Source organism: Pseudomonas sp. K8, assembly GCF_014889455.1.
GTDB classification, from domain to species: Bacteria; Pseudomonadota; Gammaproteobacteria; order Pseudomonadales; family Pseudomonadaceae; genus Aquipseudomonas; species Aquipseudomonas veronii.
On sequence record NZ_VJWO01000009.1, the window covers coordinates 54,004 to 76,243 of the forward strand.

Annotated in this window: 28 protein-coding genes; 10 read left to right on the forward strand and 18 right to left on the reverse strand. The window is 62.8% G+C overall.

Going from position 1 to position 22,240, the window contains the following annotated elements; all coding sequences use genetic code 11:
- Positions 1-55 precede the first annotated feature (55 nt).
- Positions 56-778 (reverse strand): monofunctional biosynthetic peptidoglycan transglycosylase, encoded by a 723-nt coding sequence (mtgA, locus tag INT12_RS09065; RefSeq protein ID WP_193039530.1) that lies wholly within the window; start codon positions 776-778, stop codon positions 56-58.
- A gap of 74 nt (positions 779-852) precedes the next feature.
- Here mtgA and INT12_RS09070 point away from each other — a divergent pair, with 74 nt between their 5' ends.
- The 4 genes from INT12_RS09070 (at position 853) to trmB (ending at position 3,114) form a co-directional block, all read left to right on the forward strand.
- Positions 853-1,233, forward strand: coding sequence for a DUF423 domain-containing protein (locus INT12_RS09070; protein WP_017845018.1), 381 nt, complete (start codon positions 853-855; stop codon positions 1,231-1,233).
- An 85-nt stretch (positions 1,234-1,318) separates the two neighbouring features.
- Positions 1,319-1,519, forward strand: coding sequence for a sulfur carrier protein ThiS (gene thiS, locus INT12_RS09075; RefSeq protein WP_008434168.1), 201 nt, complete (start codon positions 1,319-1,321; stop codon positions 1,517-1,519).
- A gap of 65 nt (positions 1,520-1,584) precedes the next feature.
- On the forward strand, positions 1,585-2,379 hold the full coding sequence (locus INT12_RS09080; RefSeq protein WP_017845016.1) for a thiazole synthase: 795 nt from the start codon (positions 1,585-1,587) through the stop codon (positions 2,377-2,379).
- Between the two features lie 9 nt (positions 2,380-2,388).
- Positions 2,389-3,114, forward strand: a complete 726-nt coding sequence (trmB, locus tag INT12_RS09085; RefSeq protein ID WP_017845015.1) for a tRNA (guanosine(46)-N7)-methyltransferase TrmB — start codon at positions 2,389-2,391, stop codon at positions 3,112-3,114.
- 143 nt (positions 3,115-3,257) lie between these two features.
- Here the strand turns inward: trmB and INT12_RS09090 are convergent, their stop codons facing one another.
- The 9 genes from INT12_RS09090 to INT12_RS09130 form a co-directional block, all read right to left on the reverse strand.
- Entirely contained in the window at positions 3,258-3,581 is a 324-nt protein-coding gene (locus INT12_RS09090) for a DUF3392 domain-containing protein (protein ID WP_003176691.1), read from the reverse strand.
- 19 nt (positions 3,582-3,600) lie between these two features.
- Positions 3,601-4,803, reverse strand: a complete 1,203-nt coding sequence (gene hemW / locus INT12_RS09095) for a radical SAM family heme chaperone HemW (RefSeq protein WP_193039529.1) — start codon at positions 4,801-4,803, stop codon at positions 3,601-3,603.
- The gene (rdgB, locus tag INT12_RS09100) at positions 4,800-5,396 is read right to left on the reverse strand and encodes an RdgB/HAM1 family non-canonical purine NTP pyrophosphatase (protein WP_193039532.1); all 597 of its coding nucleotides are present in this window, start codon (positions 5,394-5,396) and stop codon (positions 4,800-4,802) included. The genes hemW and rdgB overlap by 4 nt, the downstream gene beginning before the upstream one ends.
- Positions 5,393-5,827 (reverse strand): DUF4426 domain-containing protein, encoded by a 435-nt coding sequence (locus tag INT12_RS09105; RefSeq protein WP_017845012.1) that lies wholly within the window; start codon positions 5,825-5,827, stop codon positions 5,393-5,395. The genes rdgB and INT12_RS09105 overlap by 4 nt, the downstream gene beginning before the upstream one ends.
- Before the next feature lie 21 nt (positions 5,828-5,848).
- On the reverse strand, positions 5,849-6,469 hold the full coding sequence (gene metW, locus INT12_RS09110; RefSeq protein ID WP_017845011.1) for a methionine biosynthesis protein MetW: 621 nt from the start codon (positions 6,467-6,469) through the stop codon (positions 5,849-5,851).
- A 7-nt stretch (positions 6,470-6,476) separates the two neighbouring features.
- Positions 6,477-7,616 (reverse strand): homoserine O-succinyltransferase MetX, encoded by a 1,140-nt coding sequence (gene metX, locus INT12_RS09115; protein WP_026139792.1) that lies wholly within the window; start codon positions 7,614-7,616, stop codon positions 6,477-6,479.
- A 104-nt stretch (positions 7,617-7,720) separates the two neighbouring features.
- Positions 7,721-8,308 (reverse strand): YggT family protein, encoded by a 588-nt coding sequence (locus tag INT12_RS09120; protein WP_017845009.1) that lies wholly within the window; start codon positions 8,306-8,308, stop codon positions 7,721-7,723.
- A 39-nt stretch (positions 8,309-8,347) separates the two neighbouring features.
- On the reverse strand, positions 8,348-9,166 hold the full coding sequence (gene proC / locus INT12_RS09125) for a pyrroline-5-carboxylate reductase (RefSeq protein ID WP_017845008.1): 819 nt from the start codon (positions 9,164-9,166) through the stop codon (positions 8,348-8,350).
- 33 nt (positions 9,167-9,199) lie between these two features.
- Positions 9,200-9,886, reverse strand: coding sequence for a YggS family pyridoxal phosphate-dependent enzyme (locus INT12_RS09130; RefSeq protein WP_017845007.1), 687 nt, complete (start codon positions 9,884-9,886; stop codon positions 9,200-9,202).
- Positions 9,887-9,943: 57 nt separating this feature from the next.
- Between INT12_RS09130 and INT12_RS09135 the strand changes: the two genes are divergently transcribed.
- Positions 9,944-10,978, forward strand: coding sequence for a type IV pilus twitching motility protein PilT (locus INT12_RS09135; protein ID WP_193039528.1), 1,035 nt, complete (start codon positions 9,944-9,946; stop codon positions 10,976-10,978).
- A gap of 74 nt (positions 10,979-11,052) precedes the next feature.
- Here the strand turns inward: INT12_RS09135 and INT12_RS09140 are convergent, their stop codons facing one another.
- Positions 11,053-11,688 (reverse strand): C40 family peptidase, encoded by a 636-nt coding sequence (locus tag INT12_RS09140; protein ID WP_046487813.1) that lies wholly within the window; start codon positions 11,686-11,688, stop codon positions 11,053-11,055.
- A 250-nt stretch (positions 11,689-11,938) separates the two neighbouring features.
- On the opposite strand from INT12_RS09140, the gene INT12_RS09145 reads away from it, so the two are divergent.
- Positions 11,939-12,367, forward strand: coding sequence for a TM2 domain-containing protein (locus INT12_RS09145; RefSeq protein WP_017845004.1), 429 nt, complete (start codon positions 11,939-11,941; stop codon positions 12,365-12,367).
- A 133-nt stretch (positions 12,368-12,500) separates the two neighbouring features.
- Here the strand turns inward: INT12_RS09145 and INT12_RS09150 are convergent, their stop codons facing one another.
- The 7 genes from INT12_RS09150 to gshB form a co-directional block, all read right to left on the reverse strand.
- A complete protein-coding gene (locus tag INT12_RS09150; protein ID WP_193039527.1) occupies positions 12,501-13,772 on the reverse strand; it encodes a dihydroorotase in 1,272 nt (423 codons plus the stop codon).
- On the reverse strand, positions 13,769-14,773 hold the full coding sequence (locus INT12_RS09155; RefSeq protein ID WP_017845002.1) for an aspartate carbamoyltransferase catalytic subunit: 1,005 nt from the start codon (positions 14,771-14,773) through the stop codon (positions 13,769-13,771). The genes INT12_RS09150 and INT12_RS09155 overlap by 4 nt, the downstream gene beginning before the upstream one ends.
- Positions 14,774-14,797: 24 nt before the next feature.
- Complete coding sequence (pyrR, locus tag INT12_RS09160) at positions 14,798-15,304, reverse strand: bifunctional pyr operon transcriptional regulator/uracil phosphoribosyltransferase PyrR (protein WP_017845001.1); 507 nt, start codon at positions 15,302-15,304, stop codon at positions 14,798-14,800.
- Positions 15,305-15,388: 84 nt separating this feature from the next.
- A complete protein-coding gene (gene ruvX / locus INT12_RS09165) occupies positions 15,389-15,826 on the reverse strand; it encodes a Holliday junction resolvase RuvX (RefSeq protein WP_005792259.1) in 438 nt (145 codons plus the stop codon).
- A complete protein-coding gene (locus INT12_RS09170) occupies positions 15,826-16,395 on the reverse strand; it encodes a YqgE/AlgH family protein (protein ID WP_193039526.1) in 570 nt (189 codons plus the stop codon). Before INT12_RS09170 ends, ruvX begins: the two co-directional genes overlap by 1 nt.
- A gap of 197 nt (positions 16,396-16,592) precedes the next feature.
- Positions 16,593-17,498 (reverse strand): energy transducer TonB, encoded by a 906-nt coding sequence (locus INT12_RS09175; protein ID WP_017844999.1) that lies wholly within the window; start codon positions 17,496-17,498, stop codon positions 16,593-16,595.
- A 77-nt stretch (positions 17,499-17,575) separates the two neighbouring features.
- The gene (gene gshB, locus INT12_RS09180) at positions 17,576-18,529 is read right to left on the reverse strand and encodes a glutathione synthase (protein WP_017844998.1); all 954 of its coding nucleotides are present in this window, start codon (positions 18,527-18,529) and stop codon (positions 17,576-17,578) included.
- Between the two features lie 239 nt (positions 18,530-18,768).
- On the opposite strand from gshB, the gene pilG reads away from it, so the two are divergent.
- From pilG to INT12_RS09200, 4 genes are read left to right on the forward strand one after another with little or no spacing between them, the layout of a single operon-like run.
- Positions 18,769-19,176 carry a twitching motility response regulator PilG gene (pilG, locus tag INT12_RS09185; RefSeq protein ID WP_010564379.1) on the forward strand — a complete coding sequence of 136 codons (408 nt, stop codon included), beginning with the start codon at positions 18,769-18,771 and terminating at the stop codon, positions 19,174-19,176.
- A gap of 46 nt (positions 19,177-19,222) precedes the next feature.
- Positions 19,223-19,588, forward strand: a complete 366-nt coding sequence (gene pilH, locus INT12_RS09190; protein ID WP_046487806.1) for a twitching motility response regulator PilH — start codon at positions 19,223-19,225, stop codon at positions 19,586-19,588.
- A gap of 12 nt (positions 19,589-19,600) precedes the next feature.
- Positions 19,601-20,125, forward strand: coding sequence for a chemotaxis protein CheW (locus INT12_RS09195; protein WP_046381763.1), 525 nt, complete (start codon positions 19,601-19,603; stop codon positions 20,123-20,125).
- Positions 20,122-22,173, forward strand: a complete 2,052-nt coding sequence (locus INT12_RS09200; protein ID WP_017844995.1) for a methyl-accepting chemotaxis protein — start codon at positions 20,122-20,124, stop codon at positions 22,171-22,173. The genes INT12_RS09195 and INT12_RS09200 overlap by 4 nt, the downstream gene beginning before the upstream one ends.
- Positions 22,174-22,240: the final 67 nt, after the last annotated feature.

A 22,240-nucleotide genomic window follows, 5' to 3' on the forward strand; every position in this document is an offset into this window, starting at 1 on the left:
ACTGACCCATTGCTATCGGGGGCAAGCCCCCTCCCACATTTATTTCTGTGTTGTGTCAGTCGGACCAAGGCGCCTTGCGCGAATGGTTCAACTCAACCAGATAGCCATCCCCACCCAGCTGGCTCATCTGCTGGCGAATCCATGCCGCCCGCCGTGCCACATAGGCCGTTGGATGGCTGGCGCTCCATACCCGAGGATTGGGTAACACCGCCGCCAGGTAGCTGGCCTGCTGCCGAGAAAGCGCCTTGGCACTCACCCCGAAGTGATGCTGCGCCGCCGCTTGCGCACCGAACACCCCTTCGTCCCATTCCACGCTGTTGAGGTACACCTCAAGGATCCGCTGCTTGGGCCACAGCACCTCGATCAGCCCGGTAAACCAGGCCTCCAGGCCCTTGCGCAGATAACTGCGGCCGGACCACAGGAACAGGTTCTTCGATACCTGCTGGCTCAGCGTACTGGCGCCGCGGATCGAGCCGCCGCGCTCGTTGTGCAGGAGCGCCGCCTGGATCGCGCCGAAATCGAAGCCCCAATGTTGTGGGAAGCGCTGGTCTTCACCCGCCATCACCGCCACTTTGAGGTCGTTGGAGATCTCATCCCACGGCACCCAGGTGCGCTGCAGGTCAATCGGTTCGCCGTCAAACCAGGATTCGATCTTGCGCTCCACCATCAGCGCCGTGAACGGCGGCGGTACGACACGAAACAGCAGCACCAGCAACACGCTGCCGATGGCAAACCATTTCACGGCTTTGAGAAAACGATTGAAGAGGACACGCAGCATAGAGATGGCTTGGCCGAACCCGTTGAGCGGGCCATTATACAGACCCTGCCCAATGAGTCTGACTGGAGTTCCTCATGCTGCGTGGCTTTCTGATGCTGGCTGCTTTTTTCGGCTTCACCGGTGTCGCCCTCGGTGCGTTCGCTGCCCACGGCTTGAAAAACCGCCTGAGCGCCGAGTACCTGGCGATTTTCCATACCGGCGTGACCTACCAACTGGTCCACACCCTGGCGCTGTTCGGCGTGGCGTTGCTCGCGGCGCACCTGCCGGGCCGCCTGGTCACGTGGGCGGGCGTGTCGTTCGTCGTCGGCATCCTGCTGTTCTCCGGCAGCCTGTACGTGCTGACGATGACTGGCATCAGCAAGCTCGGCATCATCACGCCGTTCGGTGGCCTGGCGTTTCTGCTCGGTTGGTTCCTCCTGGGGCTGGCGGCGTGGCGCTTGCAGCAGGCGGCCTGAAGCGCGCTACTGATCAAAGGGCCTTGGGCCAGCTACGCCAATCGGGCTAGAATGCTTGCCCCTAAAAACGATGGCGGCCCATGGCATGCGCATTCAGTTGAACGGCGAACCCTTTGAACTGCCCGACGGTGAAACCGTTGCGGCCCTGCTGACCCGTCTGGACCTGACCGGGCGTCGCGTCGCAGTGGAGCTCAACCAGGATATCGTCCCGCGTAGCCAACACGTCGAGACCGCGCTCACCGAAGGTGACCAGGTCGAAGTGGTCCACGCCATCGGCGGCGGCTAGTCGTCCGGCGCCCAGGCGCGCCACCCCGGATTCTGCAGAACCTCACCCCACCTCGAGGATTTCCCATGAGCATCGTTCGTAGCGACAAGCCCTTCGTCCTGGCCGGTCGTACCTACCAGTCCCGTCTGCTGGTAGGCACCGGCAAGTATCGCGATATGGAAGAAACCCGCCTGGCCATCGAAGCCTCGGGCGCCGAGATCGTGACCGTGGCCGTGCGCCGCACCAACATCGGCCAGAACCCGGGCGAACCGAACCTGCTGGATATCCTGCCGCCGGACCGCTACACCATCCTGCCGAACACCGCCGGCTGCTACGACGCCATCGAAGCCGTGCGGACCTGCCGCCTGGCCCGTGAGCTGCTCGACGGCCACAACCTGGTGAAGCTGGAAGTGCTGGCCGACCAGAAAACCCTGTTCCCCAACGTGATCGAAACCCTCAAGGCCGCCGAAACCCTGGTCAAGGAAGGCTTCGACGTGATGGTCTACACCAGTGATGACCCGATCATCGCCCGCCAACTGGCCGAAATCGGCTGCATCGCCGTGATGCCGCTGGCCGGCCTGATCGGCACTGGCCTTGGGATCTGCAACCCGTACAACCTGCAGATCATCCTCGAAGAAGCCAAGATCCCGGTGCTGGTGGATGCGGGCGTGGGCACTGCCTCCGACGCGACCATCGCCATGGAGCTGGGCTGCGAAGCGGTGCTGATGAATTCGGCCATCGCCAATGCCCAACAGCCGATCATGATGGCCGAAGCCATGAAACACGCCATCGTCGCGGGCCGCCTGGCCTACCTCGCCGGGCGCATGCCGAAAAAACTCTACGCCAGCGCCTCCTCGCCGCTGGATGGTCTGATCAAGTAAGAGCCATTGATGACTGAATCAAACGAAACGCCGAACACCGTGGAACAGGGCGACGAGTCCAAGCACCGCCGCATCAAGAGCTTTGTGATGCGCGCCGGTCGCATGACCGAAGGCCAGCAAAAGGGCCTGGAGCAAGGCACGCCGCTGTTCGTCCTGCCCCTGGCCGACGCGCCGGTGGACTATGACCAAGTGTTCGGCCGTTCGGCCCCGCGCTCCCTGGAAATCGGCTTCGGCATGGGCCACTCCCTGCTGGAAATGGCCGCAGCCGCGCCGGAACAGGATTTCATCGGTGTGGAAGTCCATCGCCCAGGTGTCGGCGCGCTGCTCAATGGCGTGCTGACCCAGGGTTTGACCAACCTGCGGGTCTACGACTGCGACGCGATTGAAGTGCTCAACCGCTGCATCGCCGACAACAGCCTCGATCGCCTGATGCTGTTTTTCCCCGACCCATGGCACAAAAGCCGTCACCACAAGCGCCGCATCGTCCAGGCGTCTTTCGCGGAGCTGGTGCGCAGCAAGCTGAAAGTCGGCGGTATCCTGCACATGGCCACCGACTGGGAACCCTATGCGGAATACATGCTGGAAGTGATGAACGTCGCCCCTGGCTACCGCAACCTGGCCGAAGACGGCAAATGCGTACCACGCCCGGCCGAGCGCCCGATCACCAAGTTCGAACGCCGCGGCGAGCGGTTGGGGCATGGGGTGTGGGATCTGAAGTTCGAGAAAGTCGACTGATCAGCCAGTAACTTGGAATGCGGTCAAAAAATGTGGGAGGGGGCTTGCCCTCGATAGCGGTGGGTCAGTCATAGAGTGGTTGACTGACACTCTGCTATCGGGGGCAAGCCCCCTCCCACATTGTTTTGTATCTGGCTTTAAATTCAGCGGCGGTCGGCGACGACGCCGATCAATACCAGCACCACCACCAATACCGGCGCCAGGCTGTAGTTGTTGAACTGGCTCAGCCCCCGCACAATCCACGGCGTGGCGTAGATCAGCGCCGCGCCGCTGCCGATCATGCACAGCAGGGCCATCAACGGTACGCGCAAGGCGCCGGCGATGCTGCCGAGGCGGGCCTCGACCCAGCCTTTGATGTCGGCGCCGAACAGCACCAACAGGCAGCCGACCAGGGCCAGGGAGATTTCCGACAGGTTGCTGCGGCTCCAGCGGGATACGGTGGCGAGCAGGTCGAGTACCAAATCCATTCGATTTCCTTAAGAGCGATCAGCTCAAAAACTTCTGCAACAGGTCATTGAGAAAGAGTTGCCCGCGGTCAGTCGCCGCCAGGCGTGACGGTTCGACCTGCATTAAGCCACTTTGTTCTGCCTCGGTGCGGCCTTGCGCGAGGCTTGCCAGCGCCAGACCGGTGCGTTCGGCGTAGAGCTTGGCGTCGACGCCTTCGGTGAGGCGCAGGGCGTTCATCAGGAACTCGAACGGCAGCTCTTCGTTGGTCAGCGCGTTCGTGCCGGCCAGGAAGCTTTTGGCCGGGTTGAGGTAGTCCTTCGGTGCGCGGGTCTTCCAGGTGCGGACGATGCGCCCGTCCGGGTGGCTGAGCTTGCCATGGGCGCCGGCACCGATGCCGATGAAGTCGCCGAAGCTCCAGTAGTTGAGGTTATGTCGCGCCGCTCGCCCCGGTTGCGCATAGGCTGAGACTTCATATTGCGCGTAACCGTGTTCGGCCAGCAGCGCCTGGCCGGCTTCCTGGATATCCCACAGGGTGTCGTCTTCCGGCAGCGTCGGCGGCTGGTTCCAGAATACGGTGTTGGGCTCCAGGGTCAGTTGGTACCACGACAAATGGGTCGGTTTGAGCGCGATGGCCTGGCGCAGGTCGCTCAGGGCGTCGTCCAGGGACTGATCGGGCAAGCCATGCATCAGGTCCAGGTTGAAATTGTCGAACCCGGCCTGGCGCGCCATGCCGGCGGCGCGCACGGCTTCATCGCCGTTGTGGATACGGCCCAGGGCCGCGAGTTTTTCCTGCTGGAAGCTCTGGATGCCGATGGACAGGCGATTGATCCCCAGCTTGCGGTACGCCACGAACTTCTCTTGCTCGAACGTTCCCGGGTTGGCTTCCAGGGTGATCTCGATGTCGTCGGCAAACGGGATGCGTGCTTCCACGCCCTTGAGCAGGCGGCCCAGCGCGGCGGCACTGAACAGGCTCGGCGTGCCGCCACCGAAGAAGATCGAACTCAGTTCCCTGCCATAAACCGCGTGCAGGTCCTGATCGAGGTCGGCCAGCAGCGCATCGACGTACTCTTCTTCCGGCAACACAGGGCTGGCGGTGTGAGAGTTGAAGTCGCAATAAGGGCATTTGCGCACGCACCACGGGATGTGGATGTACAGCGCCAGGGGCGGCAGATGGGGCAGGGTCGCCCGTGGTGTTTGCGCGCCGCCGTGGATCAGCGGCTGCGCGGAGGTGTTCTGGGTCATTTCAAGTCCAGGCGCTGGCGCAGCAAAGCCATGGCGCGGGCGCGGTGGCTGATCTGGTTTTTGTCGGCCGGGCTCAGTTCGGCGCTGGAGACATCGCGCTCCGGCACCCAGAACAGCGGGTCGTAGCCAAACCCATGCGCGCCGCTGGCCGCATGCAGGATGCGCCCGTGCCACAGGCCTTCGCAGAGGATCGGCAACGGATCGTCGGCATGCCGCACCAGGGCCAGCACGCAGACGAACTGCGCGCCACGCTCGGCATCCGGCACGTCCTTGAGCACATCGAGCAGCTTGGCGTTGTTCGCCGCGTCGCCTTTGCCGTCGGCATAGCGCGCCGAATAGATACCGGGGGCGCCGCCGAGGAAGTCCACCGCCAGGCCCGAGTCGTCCGCCAGCGCCGGCAGGCCGGACAGGCGCGCGGCATTGCGCGCCTTGAGGATGGCGTTCTCGACGAACGACAGGCCCGTTTCTTCGGGCTCGACCTGGCTGAACTCGCCGATCGAGCGCAGTTGCACGGACTCGCCGAGCATGGCCTGGAGTTCTTTGAGTTTGCCGGCGTTATGGCTGGCCAGCACGAGTTGAGTCAGGTTCATCAGTCCGCCGGAAACAGTTCCTGGTTGAATTGGAAACCATGGGCCTTGCCGCCGGTTTCAACGTTGATGGTGAAAACCCGCACTTCCTGTTGCGGCACGTTGTAGGGCGCGAGGTAATAGATCGCACCTTTTTCGGTAATCTGCTTGAACGTCAGGATTTCGCTCCTGCCGCTCAGGTCTTTGATCGTGCCGGTCACTTGCGCGGTCACGGGCGTCACGCCCTTGATCACGGTCACGTTGATCAAGCCCTTGTTCTTGCTGCGTACCACGCCGACAGCCTGGGCCGTATCGGGTTGCAGGAAGCTGGAGGTGAAGGTGTTGTAGTGTACGGTGATATCGCCAAATTCCTTCTGGCGCTTACTGTCGATGGCATCGGCGGCCATGGCGCTGACGCCCAGGCACGCGGTGAGTAGAAATACAGCCAGGCGTCTCATATTCGTCTTCCTCGAAAATAGTTAGACGGCGATCTTGTGGTCTGTCAGGCCCGGGCTGCTGACCCGGTAAATCCCGATTTCACCCAACAGGTTGGGCCATAGTTTACTCGCCCAGCCGTGGCGGTGCTGTTGATCGACGGCAAGGCGGTTGATCACCTTGGCTTCCCGCTCGCCACACAGGGCTTCGAAGTCTTCGAAGGTGCAAAAGTGGATGTTCGGCGTGTTGTACCACGTGTACGGCAGGAAATCCGACACCGGCATGCGGCCCTTGGTGGCCAGGTACCAGCGGCAGCGCCAGTGACCGAAGTTGGGGAAGGTGATGATGCACTGGCGGCCGACGCGCAGCATTTCGTCGAGGATGCGGTCCGGGTAATGCACCGCCTGCAGGGCCTGGGTCATCACCACGACGTCGAAGCTGTTGCTGGCAAAGTTGCCCAGGCCCTTGTCCAGGTCCTGCTCGATCACGTTGATGCCCTTGGCCACGCACTCGGCGATGTTGTCCGGGTCGTTTTCCAGGCCATAGCCGGTGACTTGCTTGTTGTCGCGCAGCCAGCTCAGCAGTTCGCCATTGCCGCAGCCAAGGTCGAGCACACGGCTGCCGGCGGGTATCCAGTCTTGGATGATTTCCAGGTCGGCTCTCATGGCGTTCTCACAGAGTTATGCGGTTCATGTAGTTACTGAACGCCTGCAGATAACGAGGAATCGGGATCAGGAAGGCGTCGTGGCCTTGCGGAGCATCGATTTCCAGGTAGCAGACGTCTTTCTTCGCCGCCATCAAGGCATCCACCAGTTCCCGCGAGCGGGCCGGCGAGAAGCGCCAGTCGGTGGTGAACGACATCACGCAGAACTTGGCCGACGCGCCCTCTAAGGTTTTCGCCAGGTCGTCGTCGAAGTTGGCGGCCGGGTCGAAGTAGTCCAGGGCCTTGGTCATCAGCAGGTAGGTGTTGGCGTCAAACCGCCCGGAGAACTCTTCGCCCTGATAACGCAGGTAGCTTTCCACCTGGAACTCGACGCTGTGGAAATCGTAGTTGAGTTTCTCGCTCTTGAGGCCGCGGCCGAATTTCTCGCCCATGGAATCGTCGGACAGGTAGGTGATATGCCCGACCATCCGCGCCAGCATCAAGCCGCGCTTGGGGATCACGCCGGCTTCCTGGAACGAGCCGCCGTGGAAGTCCGGGTCGGTCAGGATCGCCTGGCGCGCCACTTCGTTGAAGGCGATGTTCTGCGCCGACAACTTGGGGGCCGAGGCGATGGCCAGGCAATGGCGCACGCGATCGGGGTAAGTGATGGTCCATTGCAGGGCCTGCATGCCGCCGAGGCTGCCGCCGATCACGGCGGCCCATTGCTGGATGCCCAGCCGGTCGGCCAGGCGCGCCTGGCTGTGGACCCAGTCTTCCACGGTCAGCACCGGGAAGTCGGCGCCGAAGGGCTTGCCGGTTTCCGGGTTGAGGCTGCTGGGGCCGGTCGAGCCGTTGCAGCCGCCGAGGTTGTTCAGGCTGACCACAAAGAACTTGTTGGTATCGATGGGCTTGCCGGGGCCGATGCAGCTGTCCCACCAGCCGGGCTTGCGCTCGTCGACGCTGTGGAAGCCCGCGGCGTGATGATGGCCGGACAAGGCGTGGCAGATCAGCACGGCGTTGCTCGCCGTGGCGTTCAACTGGCCGTAGGTTTCATAGATCAGGTCGTAGGCGGGCAGCGAACGTCCGCAGGCCAGGGCCAGCGGTTCGCTGAAGTGCGCCATTTGGGGCACGACCAGTCCAACAGAATCGGGGGGGAAGGCAGCTGGCATCGACCCTGCTCTCGTTTAAATGAGGCGTAAGTCTAAAGACCGCTGCCCCTAGCGGCAAGCAAAGGCCGGAGGTTATCCGGCCCTGACACGCAAGCGCGGCTGAATCAGATCAACCCGAACAGCTCTTTGGGCATGAACGCATAGAACGCCAGGCGCGGGATCACCCAGCTTTGCAGGAGCTGGATCGCGATAAACGCGAAGATCGGCGAGATGTCCAGACCGCCCAGGTTGGGGATCAACCGGCGGAACGGCGCCAGCACCGGTTCGGTGATCTGCGCGACCAGCTCGGCTCCAGGGCTGCGGCTGCCGGGTGCGACCCACGAGAGGATCACGCTGATGATCATCGACCAGAAGAGGATCTTCAAAAACAGCGAGAAAACCCCGATCAGCGCCCATGGCAGCAGCAGGAGGGTCAAGGCCTGGTAGCCGTTGAGCATCAGGATCACCGCGAACAGCAGGATCTGCAGCAGCAGCGCCAGCACCAGCGAGGACATGTCCAGCCCGAACAGGCTCGGGATCACCCGGCGCAGGGGCTTGAGCAGCGGCTGGGTGGCCTTCACCACGAACTGGCACAGCGGGTTGTAGAAGTTCGCCCGCACCAGTTGCAGGATAAAGCGCATCAGCACGATCAGCAGGTACAGGCTGCCCAGGGTCTGGATGATGAAAATGGCAGCGTCATTGATTCCGAGCATGTTCGATTCCTATCTAGTCCAGTTGCAGGTTGGGGGCGACTATTTGCCCAGTTGCTCGGCCATCTCGGCCGAACGATGTGCCGCGGCACCCAGTGCTTTTTCCACCAGGGCTTCGAAGCCCCCGGCCTGGAACGATTCAATGGCGGCTTGCGTGGTGCCGCCGGGGGAGGTCACGCGGCGGCGCAGTTCGGCGGCATCCACGTCGCTGGTCACGGCCATCTGCGCGGCGCCCAGGGCGGTTTGCGCGGCCAGTTGCTCGGCGATGTCCCGGCTCAGGCCCAGTTTCACGCCGGCGGCGGTCATGGCTTCGATCAGCAGGAAGAAGTAGGCCGGGCCGCTGCCGGAGACGGCGGTCACCGCGTCCAGTTGCTCTTCCTGTTCCAGCCACAGGGCGATGCCCACGGCGGACAGCAGTTCCTGGGCCTGGTCGCGCTGTTCGGCGCTCACCTGGGCGGTGGCATACAAACCGCTCACGCCTTTGCGCAGCAGCGCCGGGGTGTTGGGCATGCAGCGCACGATGGGCTGGGCGCCGAGCCAGCGGTTCATGCTGGCGCAGGTGATGCCGGCGGCGATGGACACCACCAACTGGTGCGGCTGCAGGCTCGGGCGCAGGCTTTCGCACACGGCTTTCATGGCTTGCGGCTTGACCGCCAGCACGATCACGTCGACGCCCTGGATGGCCTCGGCGTTGTCGGCGAAGGTGTCGATACCGTGTTCGGCGCTGACGCGGGCGCGGGTTTCGGCGCCCGGATCGCTGGCGCGGATCTGTTGGGCTTGCAGGCCCTTGGCCCGCAGGCCGCCGATCAGGCTGGCCGCCATGTTGCCGGCGCCGATAAAGGCAATACGCGTGTTGCTCATGACAGGTCCTTATTCAGAGGGAAGTCGGCCATTTCACGGCTGACCGTAGTCGCGGGCGCCAAACAGGGCGGTACCGATCCGCACCCAGGTGGCGCCTTGGGCGATGGCCGACTCGAGGTCGTGGCTCATGCCCATGGAAAGTGTGTCGAGCGGCAGGTTCAAACTGGCCTGCAGGTCGCGGACGGCGGCGAACGCTGCATCCTGTGCGGCGCGGTCTTCGGTCGGTTCAGGGATCGCCATCAAACCGCGCAACTTCAAGCGCGGCAGGGCGCTGATCGCGTTGGCCAGCGCCGGCAGGTCGGCGGGCGTGCAGCCGGACTTGCTGGCTTCGCCACTGACGTTGACCTGGATGCAGATGTTCAACGGGGCCAGGTCGGCCGGGCGTTGTTCGGACAGGCGTTGTGCGATTTTCAGGCGGTCCACGGAATGCACCCAAGCGAAGTTCTCGGCGATCGCGCGAGTCTTGTTCGATTGAATGGGGCCGATGAAGTGCCAACTCAAGGGCAGGTCGGTTAATTCGGCCTGTTTGCCCAAGGCTTCCTGCAGGTAGTTTTCGCCGAAATCGCACATCCCGGCGGCATAGGCTTCGCGCACGGCTTGCGCGGGCTTGGTCTTGCTCACGGCCAGCAGGTGGATGCTGTTTGCGTCACGTTGCACGGCGTCGGCTGCGGCGCGGATGCGCTGGCGAACCTGGCCAATGTTGTCTGCTATCGTCGACATTCAAGATGCGCCCGTGGATATGGAGTCCGCGGCATTCTACTGGAAATGGAAAGCCCTATGGATATCACTGAATTACTCACGCACAGCGTGCGCCGGGGCGCCTCCGACCTGCACCTGTCGGCCGGCCTCGCACCGATGCTGCGGATGGATGGCGAGGTCTGGTCCCTGGATGGGCCAGTGTTGTCACCCACGCACGTGGCGGATTTGCTCAGCCCTTTGCTCAACCGCTACCAACAAAAGGATTTCGAAACATCTCTTGAAACGGATTTCGCCTTCGAGCTGCCCGGTGTCGGGCGATTCCGGGTGAATGTGTTCCAGCAGGCGCGTGGCATGGGCGCGGTGTTTCGCAACATCCCCGCCCAGGTCCAGAGCCTGGAAAGCCTCGGGTTGGGCACGGTATTCCAGCGTATCGCCCAACTGCCGCGCGGCCTGGTGCTGGTGACCGGGCCCACCGGTTCGGGCAAGTCGACCACCCTGGCGGCGCTGATCGATCACCTCAACCAGCACCGGCGCCAGCACATCCTCACCTTGGAAGACCCCATCGAATTCATCCACCAGCCCTGCCGGGCCCTGATCAACCAGCGCCAGGTGCATCGCGACACCCACAGTTTTTCGGCGGCCTTGCGTTCGGCACTGCGGCAAGACCCGGATGTGATCCTGGTGGGTGAACTGCGTGACTTGGAAACCATCCGCCTGGCGCTGACGGCGGCTGAGACCGGGCATCTGGTCTTCGGCACCCTGCACACTGCGTCGGCGGCCAAGACCGTGGATCGCCTGGTGGACGTGTTTCCTGCGGGAGAAAAGCCGATGGTCCGCTCGATGCTCTCGGAGTCGCTGCAGGCAGTGGTGTCCCAGGTGTTGGTCAAGAAGATCGGCGGCGGGCGCGTGGCGGCCCATGAAATCATGCTGTGTACGCCTGCCATTCGCAATTTGATCCGCGAAGACAAGGTGGCGCAGATCGTATCGGCGATTCAAACCGGTGGTACATCGGGGATGCAGGCGTTGGATATGCGCTTGAAGGCCTTGGTCACGCAGGGCGTGATCAGCCGGGAGGCGGCGCGGGAGAAGGCGAGGGTGCCGACAGACATATGAGATCTTGTGGGCAATGAAATCAAATGTGGGAGGGGCAAGCCCCTCCCACATGGGTACTGTATTCCAGCTTCAGATCAGCGTTGGACGATCCGCAGGTTGTTCTGTTCTTTCGGCAGAACCCGCTTGGCGATCACGTAGTTCTTGTCCCAGAACGGCTTCTTCAGGGTATCGATGCTGACCGACTTGCCGCGACGCGGTGCGTGGATAAAGCGGTCGTTGCCCAGGTAGATGGCAACGTGGTTAACCCGGCGGCTCTTCAATTTGAAGAACAGCAGGTCGCCCGGCTTCAAGTCCTTGCGGTCAACCTTCTGCCCGTGGCCGGCGGCCATGGCGTTGGAGGTGCGTGGCAAATCCACCGCGGCAACGTCGTTGAATGCATATTTTACCAGGCCGCTGCAGTCGAACCCTTTACTTGGGCTGCTGCCGCCCCAACGATAAGGTGTACCGAGCACATTCACGGCGCGGCTGAGGACGGTGCTGCTTTGCTTGGTGTTACCCGCCATCAGGCCGGGTGTTGCCTTACCGTGGGCCTTGCTCAGTTTAGTCGGGCGGCTGACGGTGGGCTTTACGGATTTGGCCGTGCTGGGTGTGCTGTGGACTTTAGGGGTGAAGCCGTTGACGTTAGGAAGTCGTTGCTCACGATTGGTGGCGTGGGCGGCCAGTGGCATTAATAGGCAAATGGTTAGCCATGTCTTGAAAAATGGTCGCATTAGGCGTGGCTCTTATGGGTTTGCGCGCAACTTTATAACAGCTTTTTGTGTCGTTCTCAGGCCGTTTGTCGACTGAACCTTGGGGTCAAACTCAGGAAATACGCGACGAATCGCCGCAATTGTCCTACACAAGTCAGGTGGCATCAGGCTTTCAGGGGAGCGAAGATACCATCGGCCATACGTCGGGCGCATGTAAAAAAGTCACAAAGAAAGTGAAAAAATTTATCTATCGCAGCAAAAGAGGTACGCCATGAACACCTATCGACAGGATGTTTCGCAGCAAGACACCCACAGCAAGGTGATCGGTTACCTGCTCTGGATTTTTGGTTTTACCGGGGCGCATCGCTTCTATTACGGCAAACCCGTCACCGGGACGATCTGGTTTTTCACGTTGGGCTTGCTGGGGATCGGCTGGCTGATCGACTTGTTCCTGATTCCGGCGATGGACCGTGAAGCCGACCTGCGTTTTACCGCCGGCCCGATCGAATACAACGTGGCCTGGATTCTGTTGGCGTTTCTCGGCGTGTTCGGTGTACACCGGATGTATCAGGGCAAATGGATCACCGGCCTGCTGTACCTGCTGACCGGCGGCCTGTTCCTGGTGGGGGTGTTGTATGACTTCTGGACGTTGAATACGCAGATATCGATCCGTAACGCCGAGTTAAGAGGCGGGCGCTGATCTCTCAAGCTCTATAGAGAACCCAATGTGGGAGGGGGCTTGCCCCCGATGGCGGTGGACCAGTCAGCTTATCTGTAGCTGACCCACTGCTATCGGGGGCAAGCCCCCTCCCACATTTTTTACCGAGCCCGCTTTAGGCCTGGTAGCTGATGCGTCCGTCCACCAGGGTGTAGCGCACGCTCGCCGGCAGGCTATGGCCGATGAACGGGCAGTTTTCGCCCTTGGACAGCCAGTGCTCGCCGGCAATCGTCGAGCTGGCTGGATCGAACAGCACCAGGTCTGCCGCCGCCCCCACCGCCAACTTGCCCGCTGGCAGGCGCAAGGCTTCGGCAGGGCCTGCACTCAGGCGCGCCAGCAGCGTCGGCAGGTCGAGCAAGCCATCCGCCACCAGCGTCATCGCCAACGGCAGCAACAGCTCGACGCTGCTGATACCCGGCTCGGTCGCGCCGAACGGTGCCAGCTTGGCATCGCGCTCGTGGGGCTGGTGATGGCTGGAAATCGCCGACACCACACCGGACTTCACCGCCGCACGCAAACCCTCGCGGTCGGCACGGGTGCGCAGCGGCGGTTGTACGTGATACAGGCTGGAGAAGTCGATCAGCGCCTCGTCCGTCAGGATCAACTGATACAGCGCCACGTCCGCCGTCACCGGCAAGCCGCGGGCCTGGGCCTGGGCGATCAGGGCGACGCCGCGGGCGCTGGTCAGTTGGCTGAAGTGCGCGCGCACGCCGCTTTGTTCCACCAGCAGCAGATCGCGGGCCAGGGCCACGGTTTCCGCGGTCTCCGGGATGCCCGGCAGGCCGAGGAAGCTGGCCACGGCGCCTTCATGGGCCAGGCCGCCTTCGGCCAGGTCGCGGTCCTGGGAGTGGAAGATCACCGTCAGGTCGAAGGTGGCCGCGTATTCCAGGGCACGGCACAGCGTGCGGGTGCTGCGGAAACTCTCCAGGCCGTTGCCGAAGGCCACGCAACCGGCATCGCGCAGCGCGATCAGTTCGGCCAGTTGCTCGCCTTCCAGGCCTTTGCTCAGGGCGCCGATGGGGAACACTTTGCAATTGCCGGCTTCGCGGGCGCGGTCGAGGATCAGCTCGGCCACGGCCGAGGTGTCCAGCACCGGTTTGGTGTGCGGCGGGCAGCACAGGCTGGTGACGCCACCGGCGGCGGCGGCGCGGGTTTCGCTGGTGATGTTGCCTTTGCGGCTGTAACCCGGCTCGCGCAGGGCGACGTTCAGGTCGACCAGGCCAGGCGCGGCCACCAGGCCCTTGGCGTCGAGGGTTTCACTGGCGCTGAAGCCAGCGGGCGCAGCGCCGATGGCGATGATCTTGCCGGCTTCCAGATGAAGATCAGTGACTTGATCCAGGCCACTGGCCGGATCAATGACGCGGGCGCCGAGAATGCTGAGCTTCACTGGGCCTTCTCCTGCTCGAATTGACGTTGCGCGGTTTGCCCGCTCATGGCCATGGACAGCACCGCCATGCGTATGGCGATGCCGTAGGTCACCTGGTTGAGAATCACCGACTGGTTGCCGTCGGCCACCGCCGATTCGATCTCCACCCCGCGGTTGATCGGCCCCGGGTGCATCACGATGGCATCCGGCTTGGCTCCGGCCAGGCGCGTGGTGGTCAGGCCGAACAGGCGGTAGAACTCGCCTTCGCTCGGCAACAGGCCACCGGACATGCGTTCGCGTTGCAGGCGCAGCATGATCACCACGTCCACATCCTTGAGGCCTTCGGTCATGTCGGTGTAGACCTTCACGCCGTATTGCTCGATGCCGATCGGCAGCAGGGTTTTCGGCGCGATCACGCGGATATCCGGGCAACCCAGGGTTTTCAGGGCCAGCATGTTCGAGCGCGCTACCCGCGAGTGCAGGATGTCGCCGACGATGGCCACCGAAAGGTTTTCAAAGCTGCCTTTGTGCCGACGGATGGTGAGCATGTCGAGCATGCCCTGGGTCGGGTGGGCGTGACGGCCGTCGCCGCCGTTAATGATCGCCACCTGCGGGCAGACGTGCTCGGCGATGAAGTGCGCGGCGCCGGAGTCGCCGTGGCGCACCACGAACATGTCGGCGGCCATCGCTTCGAGGTTGCGCAGGGTGTCGAGCAGGGTCTCGCCCTTGCTCGCCGACGAGGTCGACACGTTCAGTGTGATCACGTCGGCCGACAGGCGCTGGGCCGCCAGTTCGAAGGTGGTGCGGGTGCGCGTGGAGTTCTCGAAGAACACATTGCAGATGGTCTTGCCGCGCAGCAGCGGGACCTTCTTCACCGCGCGGCCACCGACTTCGAGGAACGAGTCGGCGGTGTCGAGGATTTCGGTGAGCAGTTCGCGGGGCAAACCGTCGAGGGACAAGAAGTGTTGCAACTGGCCCTGAGCATTGAGCTGCAGCGGGCGCTTGGCATCTAGAGGCGTCATCGCGGGGACTCTTTACAAGGCGGGTTAAAGGGCAAGGTCTTGCAGTTCGAGTACGAGCGGCGTGGGACCGGACAATTTTACCCGCTGCTGGGCTGAAAGCGACAGGGTCGCGCCGACCACATCCGGGCTGATCGGCAACTCGCCGGCGTCCAGGTCCAGCAGGCAGACCAGGGTCACGCTGGCGGGGCGGCCGTAGTCGAACAGCTCGTTCAGCGCGGCGCGGACGGTGCGGCCGCTCATCAGCACGTCATCGATCAGCACCAGGTGCTGGCCTTCGATCTCGAACGGCAGGGCCGACGGGCGCACTTGCGGGTGCAGGCCGTTCTGGCTGAAGTCGTCGCGGTAGAAGGACACATCCAGCGTACCCAGCGGCGAATCGTTGCCCAGCTCTTGCAGCAGCGCCTGGGCCACCCACACGCCGCCGGTGCGAATGCCGATGAAGCGCGGCTCGCTGATGCCACGGTGTTTCAGGTGGGCCTTGAGGCGAATCGCCATCTGGCTGATCAGTTCGGCGGGGTTTGGCAGGCTCATGGTCGCTCCTTCAAGGCCTTGCGCGGCAGGGTTTGCCAGCAAGGACCGGGCTCAAACGTAAAAAGACGCGGCAAGCCGCGTCAGTCAGGATTCAAATAACGCGGTGTTTTCATCCAGCCAACCCTGCAACAGCAAGGCCGCGGCGATGGCGTCCACCGGGTTGTCGCGGTAGCTGCCTTTCTGCCCGCCACGGTCGCGGCGCTCACCCTTGGCTTCGAAGGTCGTCAGGCGCTCGTCGTGGGTATAAAAGGGCAGGTTGTAGCGGCCGTTGAGGCGGCGCGCGAACTTTTCGGCGCGCAGGCACATGTCGCTGGGGGTGCCGTCCATGTTCAAGGGCAGGCCGACCACCACCGCATCGGGCTTCCACTCCTTGATCAGGGCTTCGACCTGGTTCCAGTCCGGTATGCCGTTCTGGGCTTTCAAGGTACACAGCTCGCGGGCCTGGCCAGTGATGACCTGGCCGACAGCGACGCCGATCTGTTTGGTGCCGTAGTCAAAACCGAGGATCAGACGCAAGGCCATCAGGCGTGCCCCGCCTGGCTGGTCAGCAGGCTGAGGTTGACCCGCAGCTTGGCCGCGGCCGCGTCCAGGCGCAGCTCGGCGGCAGTGTTGAACAGAATGTTGGCATCGTAGGGGCAGGTCAGCCAGGCGTTACTGGCCAGCTCGGCCTCCAGTTGCCCGGCTTCCCAGCCAGCGTAGCCGAGGGTGATCACGCTCTGTTCGGGGCCGACGCCGTCGGCAATGGCGAACAACACGTCCTGGGATGTGGACAGCGACACGCCGTCGAGGTCCACCGTGGCCTGGAATTTCGGCCCGGTCGGGTGCAGCACAAAGCCGCGATCGGTCTGCACCGGCCCGCCGATATAGATCGGCACGCCCTGGCAGCGGGCTGGCGGGTCGATCTCCGGGCGCAGTTGCTCGAGGATATCGGCCAGGTTCAGCTCCTGCGGGCGGTTCACCACCAACCCCATGGCACCATTGGCCGTGTGCTCGACAATGTAGGTCAAGGTCTGCGCAAAGTTCGGGTCGGCCATATGGGGCATGGCGATCAGGAATTGGTGCTTGAGGTAGGTCGGGCTGACATTTTTCATGTCCGCTAGTGTGGCGTTGGAGGGGCGAACTGACAAGCTGGGAGTGATCCGAATACAGCGCCGTCGCCTTTTCTGTAGGAGCGAGCTTGCTCGCGAAAAACGCCAACGATAACGAAGTGCTCCAGGTAGAACCGCGTCGCTCTCAAGTTTTTCGCGAGCAAGCTCGCTCCTACAGTGATTGGTGTTGATTGGGGTTATCAGTTGCTGGACAGGCGATCGCCCTTGGCAAACCGCCAGGTGCGGATGATTTCCAGGCGGTCCACGTCGTTCAGGTCGCCGCTGAACGGCGCAAAGGGCGCGGCCAGGCGCACGATGCGCTGGGCGGCCTGGTCCAGCAGCGGCTGGCCGGACGATTCGAGCACCTGCACTTCATATAACGTGCCGTCGCGGTTGATCGACACCAGCAAGCGCAAATTGCCGTAGATCTGCTGGCGGCGGGCCTCGTCCGGGTAGTTGAGGTTGCCGATGCGTTCGACCTTCTTGCGCCACTCGTCCTTATACCAGGCGCCTTTGTCGCGCATGGTGGACGCTGCGTTCAGGCGGTAGATGCGCGGGCGCTTGGCGTACAGCTGTTGCTCATTGGCCAGTTCGGCTTCGAGGCTGGAGATCTGGTCGGAGAGCTGCGAGCTGTCGAAGGTCGGCGCCGGCTTGACGGGCTCGGGTCGCGGTTCGGTCTTGGTTTTCTCGCGCTGGGTCGCGGCTTTTTGCGGTTTCGGCGCGACGGTGGTCACCACAGGCTTGGGCGCGGCCTGGGGGACTTCGGGCTTGGGCGTCGGCGGCGGGGAGACTTTATTTACCTTGTTGTCCTGGAACGGTGCCACTTCGGTGGTCTTGGGCACGGCTTTCTTGTCCAGCGTGCCGCTGCCCTGCTGATTGTCCTGGGCGAGAAAATCGGCCTTCTCGGGCTTCTTTTCGCTCTTGAACGTGGCGAGGGTGATTTCCAGGGTCTTGGTGATTTGCTTGGGTTCGACCATGGTGAAACCCACGCCGAGGATCAGCGCCAGGTGGATCAATGCCGCGAGAAACAGGGTAAATCCGAGCCGATCAGCCGGGCGCACGCCGCTGGGGGAGGGTTCGAAGGGCAGATCGGACGGGAGTGTCATGACAAGAAAACCAACATCGCGTGTTTCACAGGTGGCGCATGATAACGCAATGTTGGCGGGTGTCCGGCTGTTCTATGTCACTTGGCTTGTAGCTTGCGCTCAATCGCGGCCATCAGCATTTCGCCGATGTTCGTGCCAAATGCATTGTCGATCTCGCGAATACAGGTCGGGCTGGTGACGTTGATTTCGGTGAGGTGTTCACCAATTACGTCGAGGCCTACGAACAGCAAACCTTTTTCCCGCAGGGTCGGGCCGACCTGGGAAGCAATCCAGCGGTCCTTGTCCGACAAAGGCCGGGCTTCGCCACGACCGCCGGCCGCCAGGTTGCCGCGGGTCTCGCCGGCTGCCGGGATGCGCGCCAGGCAATAATCCACCGGTTCGCCGTCGATCATCAGGATGCGCTTGTCGCCGTCCTTGATCGCCGGCAGATAAGCCTGGCCCATGATCTGCTGGGTGCCCAGGGCGGTCAGGGTTTCGAGGATCACCGACAGGTTCGGGTCGCCGGCGCGGTGGCGGAAGATCGAGGTGCCGCCCATGCCGTCCAGCGGTTTGAGGATCACATCGCCGTGCTTGGCGGCGAATTCGCGCAGCACATCGGCGCGGCGGCTGACCACGGTCGGCGGCGTGCAGTGCGGGAACAGCGTGGCGAACAGCTTCTCATTGCAGTCGCGCAGGCTCTGCGGCTTGTTGACGATCAGCACGCCGGCGCGCTCGGCCTGCTCCAGCAGGTAGGTGGAGTAGACGAATTCCATGTCGAACGGCGGGTCCTTGCGCATCAGGATCACGTCCAGGTCGCTCAGGGGGCTGTCGATTTCGTCTTGCAGCTCGAACCACTTTTCAGGGTTGGCGAACACCTCGAGCGGACGCATCCGCGCACGCGCCTCGCCGTCGCCCTGGTAAAGGTCGCGCTGTTCCATATAGAACAGGCTCCAGCCGCGGGCCTGGGCGGCCAGGAGCATGGCCAGCGAGCTGTCCTTTTTATAGGAAATGCTGGCGATAGGGTCCATGACAATGCCGACGCGAACGCTCATGGGGGATTTCCTCTAGCAAATTAGGGCGCATAAAAGTGGCGTCAGAGTGGCGCTGCGACTGTTGTGGGTCAAGGAAAAACCACCTGGCGGGTCGCTCGATAGATTGCTCCACGAGACTGTGCTAAAAAGACTGCCACGGCGCAGCAGCCCCTGAATTCCAAGGCTTGTGACGCTCATCCTGGGCAGTATCAGGCCGTACACACCGAAAACCGATTCGCTGTGGCGATGGTAGAGCAGATATGGAACAGCATTCCAACGCCTTGAGAGTGATGGTGATCGACGATTCGAAAACGATCCGCCGCACCGCCGAAACCCTGTTGAAGAACGTGGGCTGCGATGTCATCACGGCCATCGATGGTTTCGATGCCCTGGCCCGGATTGTGGATCATCACCCGCACATTATCTTTGTCGACATCATGATGCCGCGCCTGGATGGCTATCAGACGTGCGCCCTGGTGAAGAACAACCCGGCGTTCAAGTCGATCCCGGTGATCATGCTGTCTTCCAAGGACGGCCTGTTCGACAAGGCCAAGGGGCGTATCGTCGGTGTCGATCAGTTTTTGACCAAGCCTTTCAGCAAGGAAGAACTGCTGGGCGCGATCAAGGCCTACGTGCCGGGTTTCGCCGCAGTAGAACAAGCACACTGACGCAACCTCACAAGGGCGTGCGTCTTCCAATGTAGTGGGGAAAACCATGGCACGTGTTCTGATCGTCGACGATTCGCCGACCGAAATGTACAAACTGACCGGCATGCTGGAAAAGCACGGTCATCAGGTCTTGAAAGCGGAAAACGGTGCCGACGGCGTGGCCCTGGCCCGCCAGGAAAAGCCCGACGCGGTCTTGATGGACATCGTGATGCCGGGCCTCAATGGCTTCCAGGCCACCCGCCAGCTGTCCAAGGAGCGGGAAACCAACAGCATCCCGATCATCATCATCACCACCAAGGACCAGGAAACCGACAAAATCTGGGGCGCGCGCCAGGGCGCCAAGGATTACCTGACCAAGCCGGTGGACGAAGCCACGCTGATCGCCACCCTGAACAAGGTCTTGGCCCGCTGACGGCACGCCATCATGACCGAGTCGCTAACCGCCTTCGAGCTGCTGCTGGACATCGACCGCCGCTGTCGCCTGCTGGCCGCTGACCTGCCGTCCCAGGAAACCCGCCTGCAAGGCTGGAGCGGGATCGGCTTTCGCGTGGGCGAACAGTGGTTTGTCGCGCCCATGCGCGAAGTCGCCGAAGTGCTGCATGAGCCGCGCTGCACTTTAATGCCCGGGGTCAAGACCTGGATCAGAGGAGTCGCTAACCTGCGTGGGCGCCTGCTGCCGGTGATGGATCTCGGCGGGTTCCTCGGCCATGCGCTGTCCAAGGCAGACAAGCAGCGGCGGGTATTGGTCGTGGAATACCAGGACATATTTATCGGGCTGCTGGTGGACGAGGTGGTGGGTATGCAGCATTTCGCACAAGACGCCTTGTTGCCCAGCGCCACCCCCGGCGTACCCTTTATCAGTGGCCGGTTCGACGCTGATCAGCAATGGCAGGTCTTCAGCCCCTTCGCTCTGGCCCAGGCCCCTGGCTTCATGGATGTTGCCGCATGACCACCGCTACCACGCCCAAACCCCAGGCAGGCTCACGCAGCCGCTCGCAGATCATCGTGCTGTTTATTGCGCTGATCGTGTTCATCATGTTGCTGTTCGCCAACTTCGCGTACCTCAACACCCAGTCCACCTACGACAAGCAGTACATCGGCCACGCCGGTGAGTTGCGGGTGCTGTCCCAGCGTATCGCCAAGAACGCCACCGAAGCCGCCGCCGGCAAGGCCGCGGCGTTCAAGTTGCTGGCGGAGGCGCGCAATGACTTTGCCCGGCGCTGGGGTTACCTGAAAAAGGGCGACCCGGCCACCGGCCTGCCCGCCGCGCCCAGTGCGGTACGTGCAGAGATGCGGGCGGTGCAGACCGACTGGGAAGCGCTGCTGAAAAACACCGACGCGATCCTCGCCAGCGAACAGACCGTGCTGTCGTTGCATCAAGTTGCCGCGACCCTGGCCGAAACCGTGCCGCAACTGCAGATGGAATCGGAAAAGGTCGTGGATATCCTGCTGCAACGCGGCGCCCCGGCCAGCCAGGTGGCCTTGGCCCAGCGCCAGTCGCTGCTGGCCGAACGGATCCTGGGGGCGGTCAACACCGTGCTGGCCGGTGACGAAACCGCCGCGCAGGCCGCCGATGCCTTTGGCCGCGATGCCAACCGCTTCGGCCAGGTGCTCACCGGCATGCTCCAGGGCAACCCCGGGCTGCGCATCACCCAGGTCGAGGACCACGACGCACGGGCGCGCCTGGCGGAAATCGCCGAGCTGTTCGAGTTTGTCTCCGGCTCCGTGGACGAGATCCTCGAAACCTCACCGCAACTGTTCCAGGTCCGGGCCTCGGCGAGCAATATTTTCAACCTCTCGCAAACCCTGCTCGATGAAGCCTCGCTCCTGGCCACCGGCTTTGAAAACCTCGCCGGCGGGCGCAGCTTCGACACGATCGGCGGCTATGTGCTGGGCTTGCTGGCGCTGGCCTCGATCATCCTGATCGGCCTGGTGATGGTCCGCGCCACCAACCAGCAACTGCGGGAAACCGCCGAGAAGAACGAGCGCAACCAGAACGCGATCATGCGCCTGCTGGATGAAATCGAAGACCTGGCCGACGGCGACCTCACCGTGACAGCCTCGGTGACCGAAGACTTCACCGGCACCATCGCCGACTCCATCAACTATTCCGTGGACCAACTGCGCGACCTTGTCGCTACCATCAACCTCACCGCCGGCCAGGTCGCCGGCGCGGTGCAGGACACCCAGGCCACCGCCATGCACCTGGCGCAGGCCTCGGAGCATCAGGCCCAGCAAATCGCCGAGGCCTCCACCGCGATCAAGCAGATGGCCCAGTCGATCGATCAGGTGTCGGCGAACGCGGCTGAATCCTCGGCGGTGGCCGAGCGCTCGGTGGAAATCGCCAACAAGGGCAATGAAGTGGTACACAACACCATCCACGGCATGGACAACATTCGCGAGCAGATCCAGGACACCGCCAAGCGCATCAAGCGCCTGGGCGAGTCGTCCCAGGAGATCGGCGACATTGTCAGCCTGATCGATGACATCGCCGACCAGACCAACATCCTTGCGCTCAACGCCGCGATCCAGGCAAGCATGGCCGGGGATGCCGGGCGCGGCTTCGCGGTGGTTGCCGATGAAGTGCAACGCCTGGCCGAGCGCTCCTCGGCGGCCACGCGGCAGATCGAAACCCTGGTGCGGGCGATCCAGGCCGACACCAACGAAGCCGTCATCTCGATGGAACAGACCACTACCGAAGTGGTGCGCGGCGCACGGCTGGCCCAGGACGCCGGGGTGGCGCTGGAAGAGATCGAAGGCGTGTCGAAAACCCTGGCGGCGCTGATCCAGAGTATTTCCAACGCGGCGCAGCAACAGACGTCGTCGGCGGGGCAGATCTCGCTGACCATGAACGTCATCCAGCAGATCACCAGCCAGACCTCATCGGGCTCGACCGCCACCGCCGAGAGCATCGGCAACCTGGCGAAGATGGCCAGCCAGCTGCGCCGCTCAGTATCGGGCTTCACCCTCCCGGCTGCTAAGCAGGCTGATGATTGAAATGCAATCCAAATGTGGGAGGGAGCTTGCTCCCGATGGCAGTGGGTCAGTCAATGAATCAGGTGAC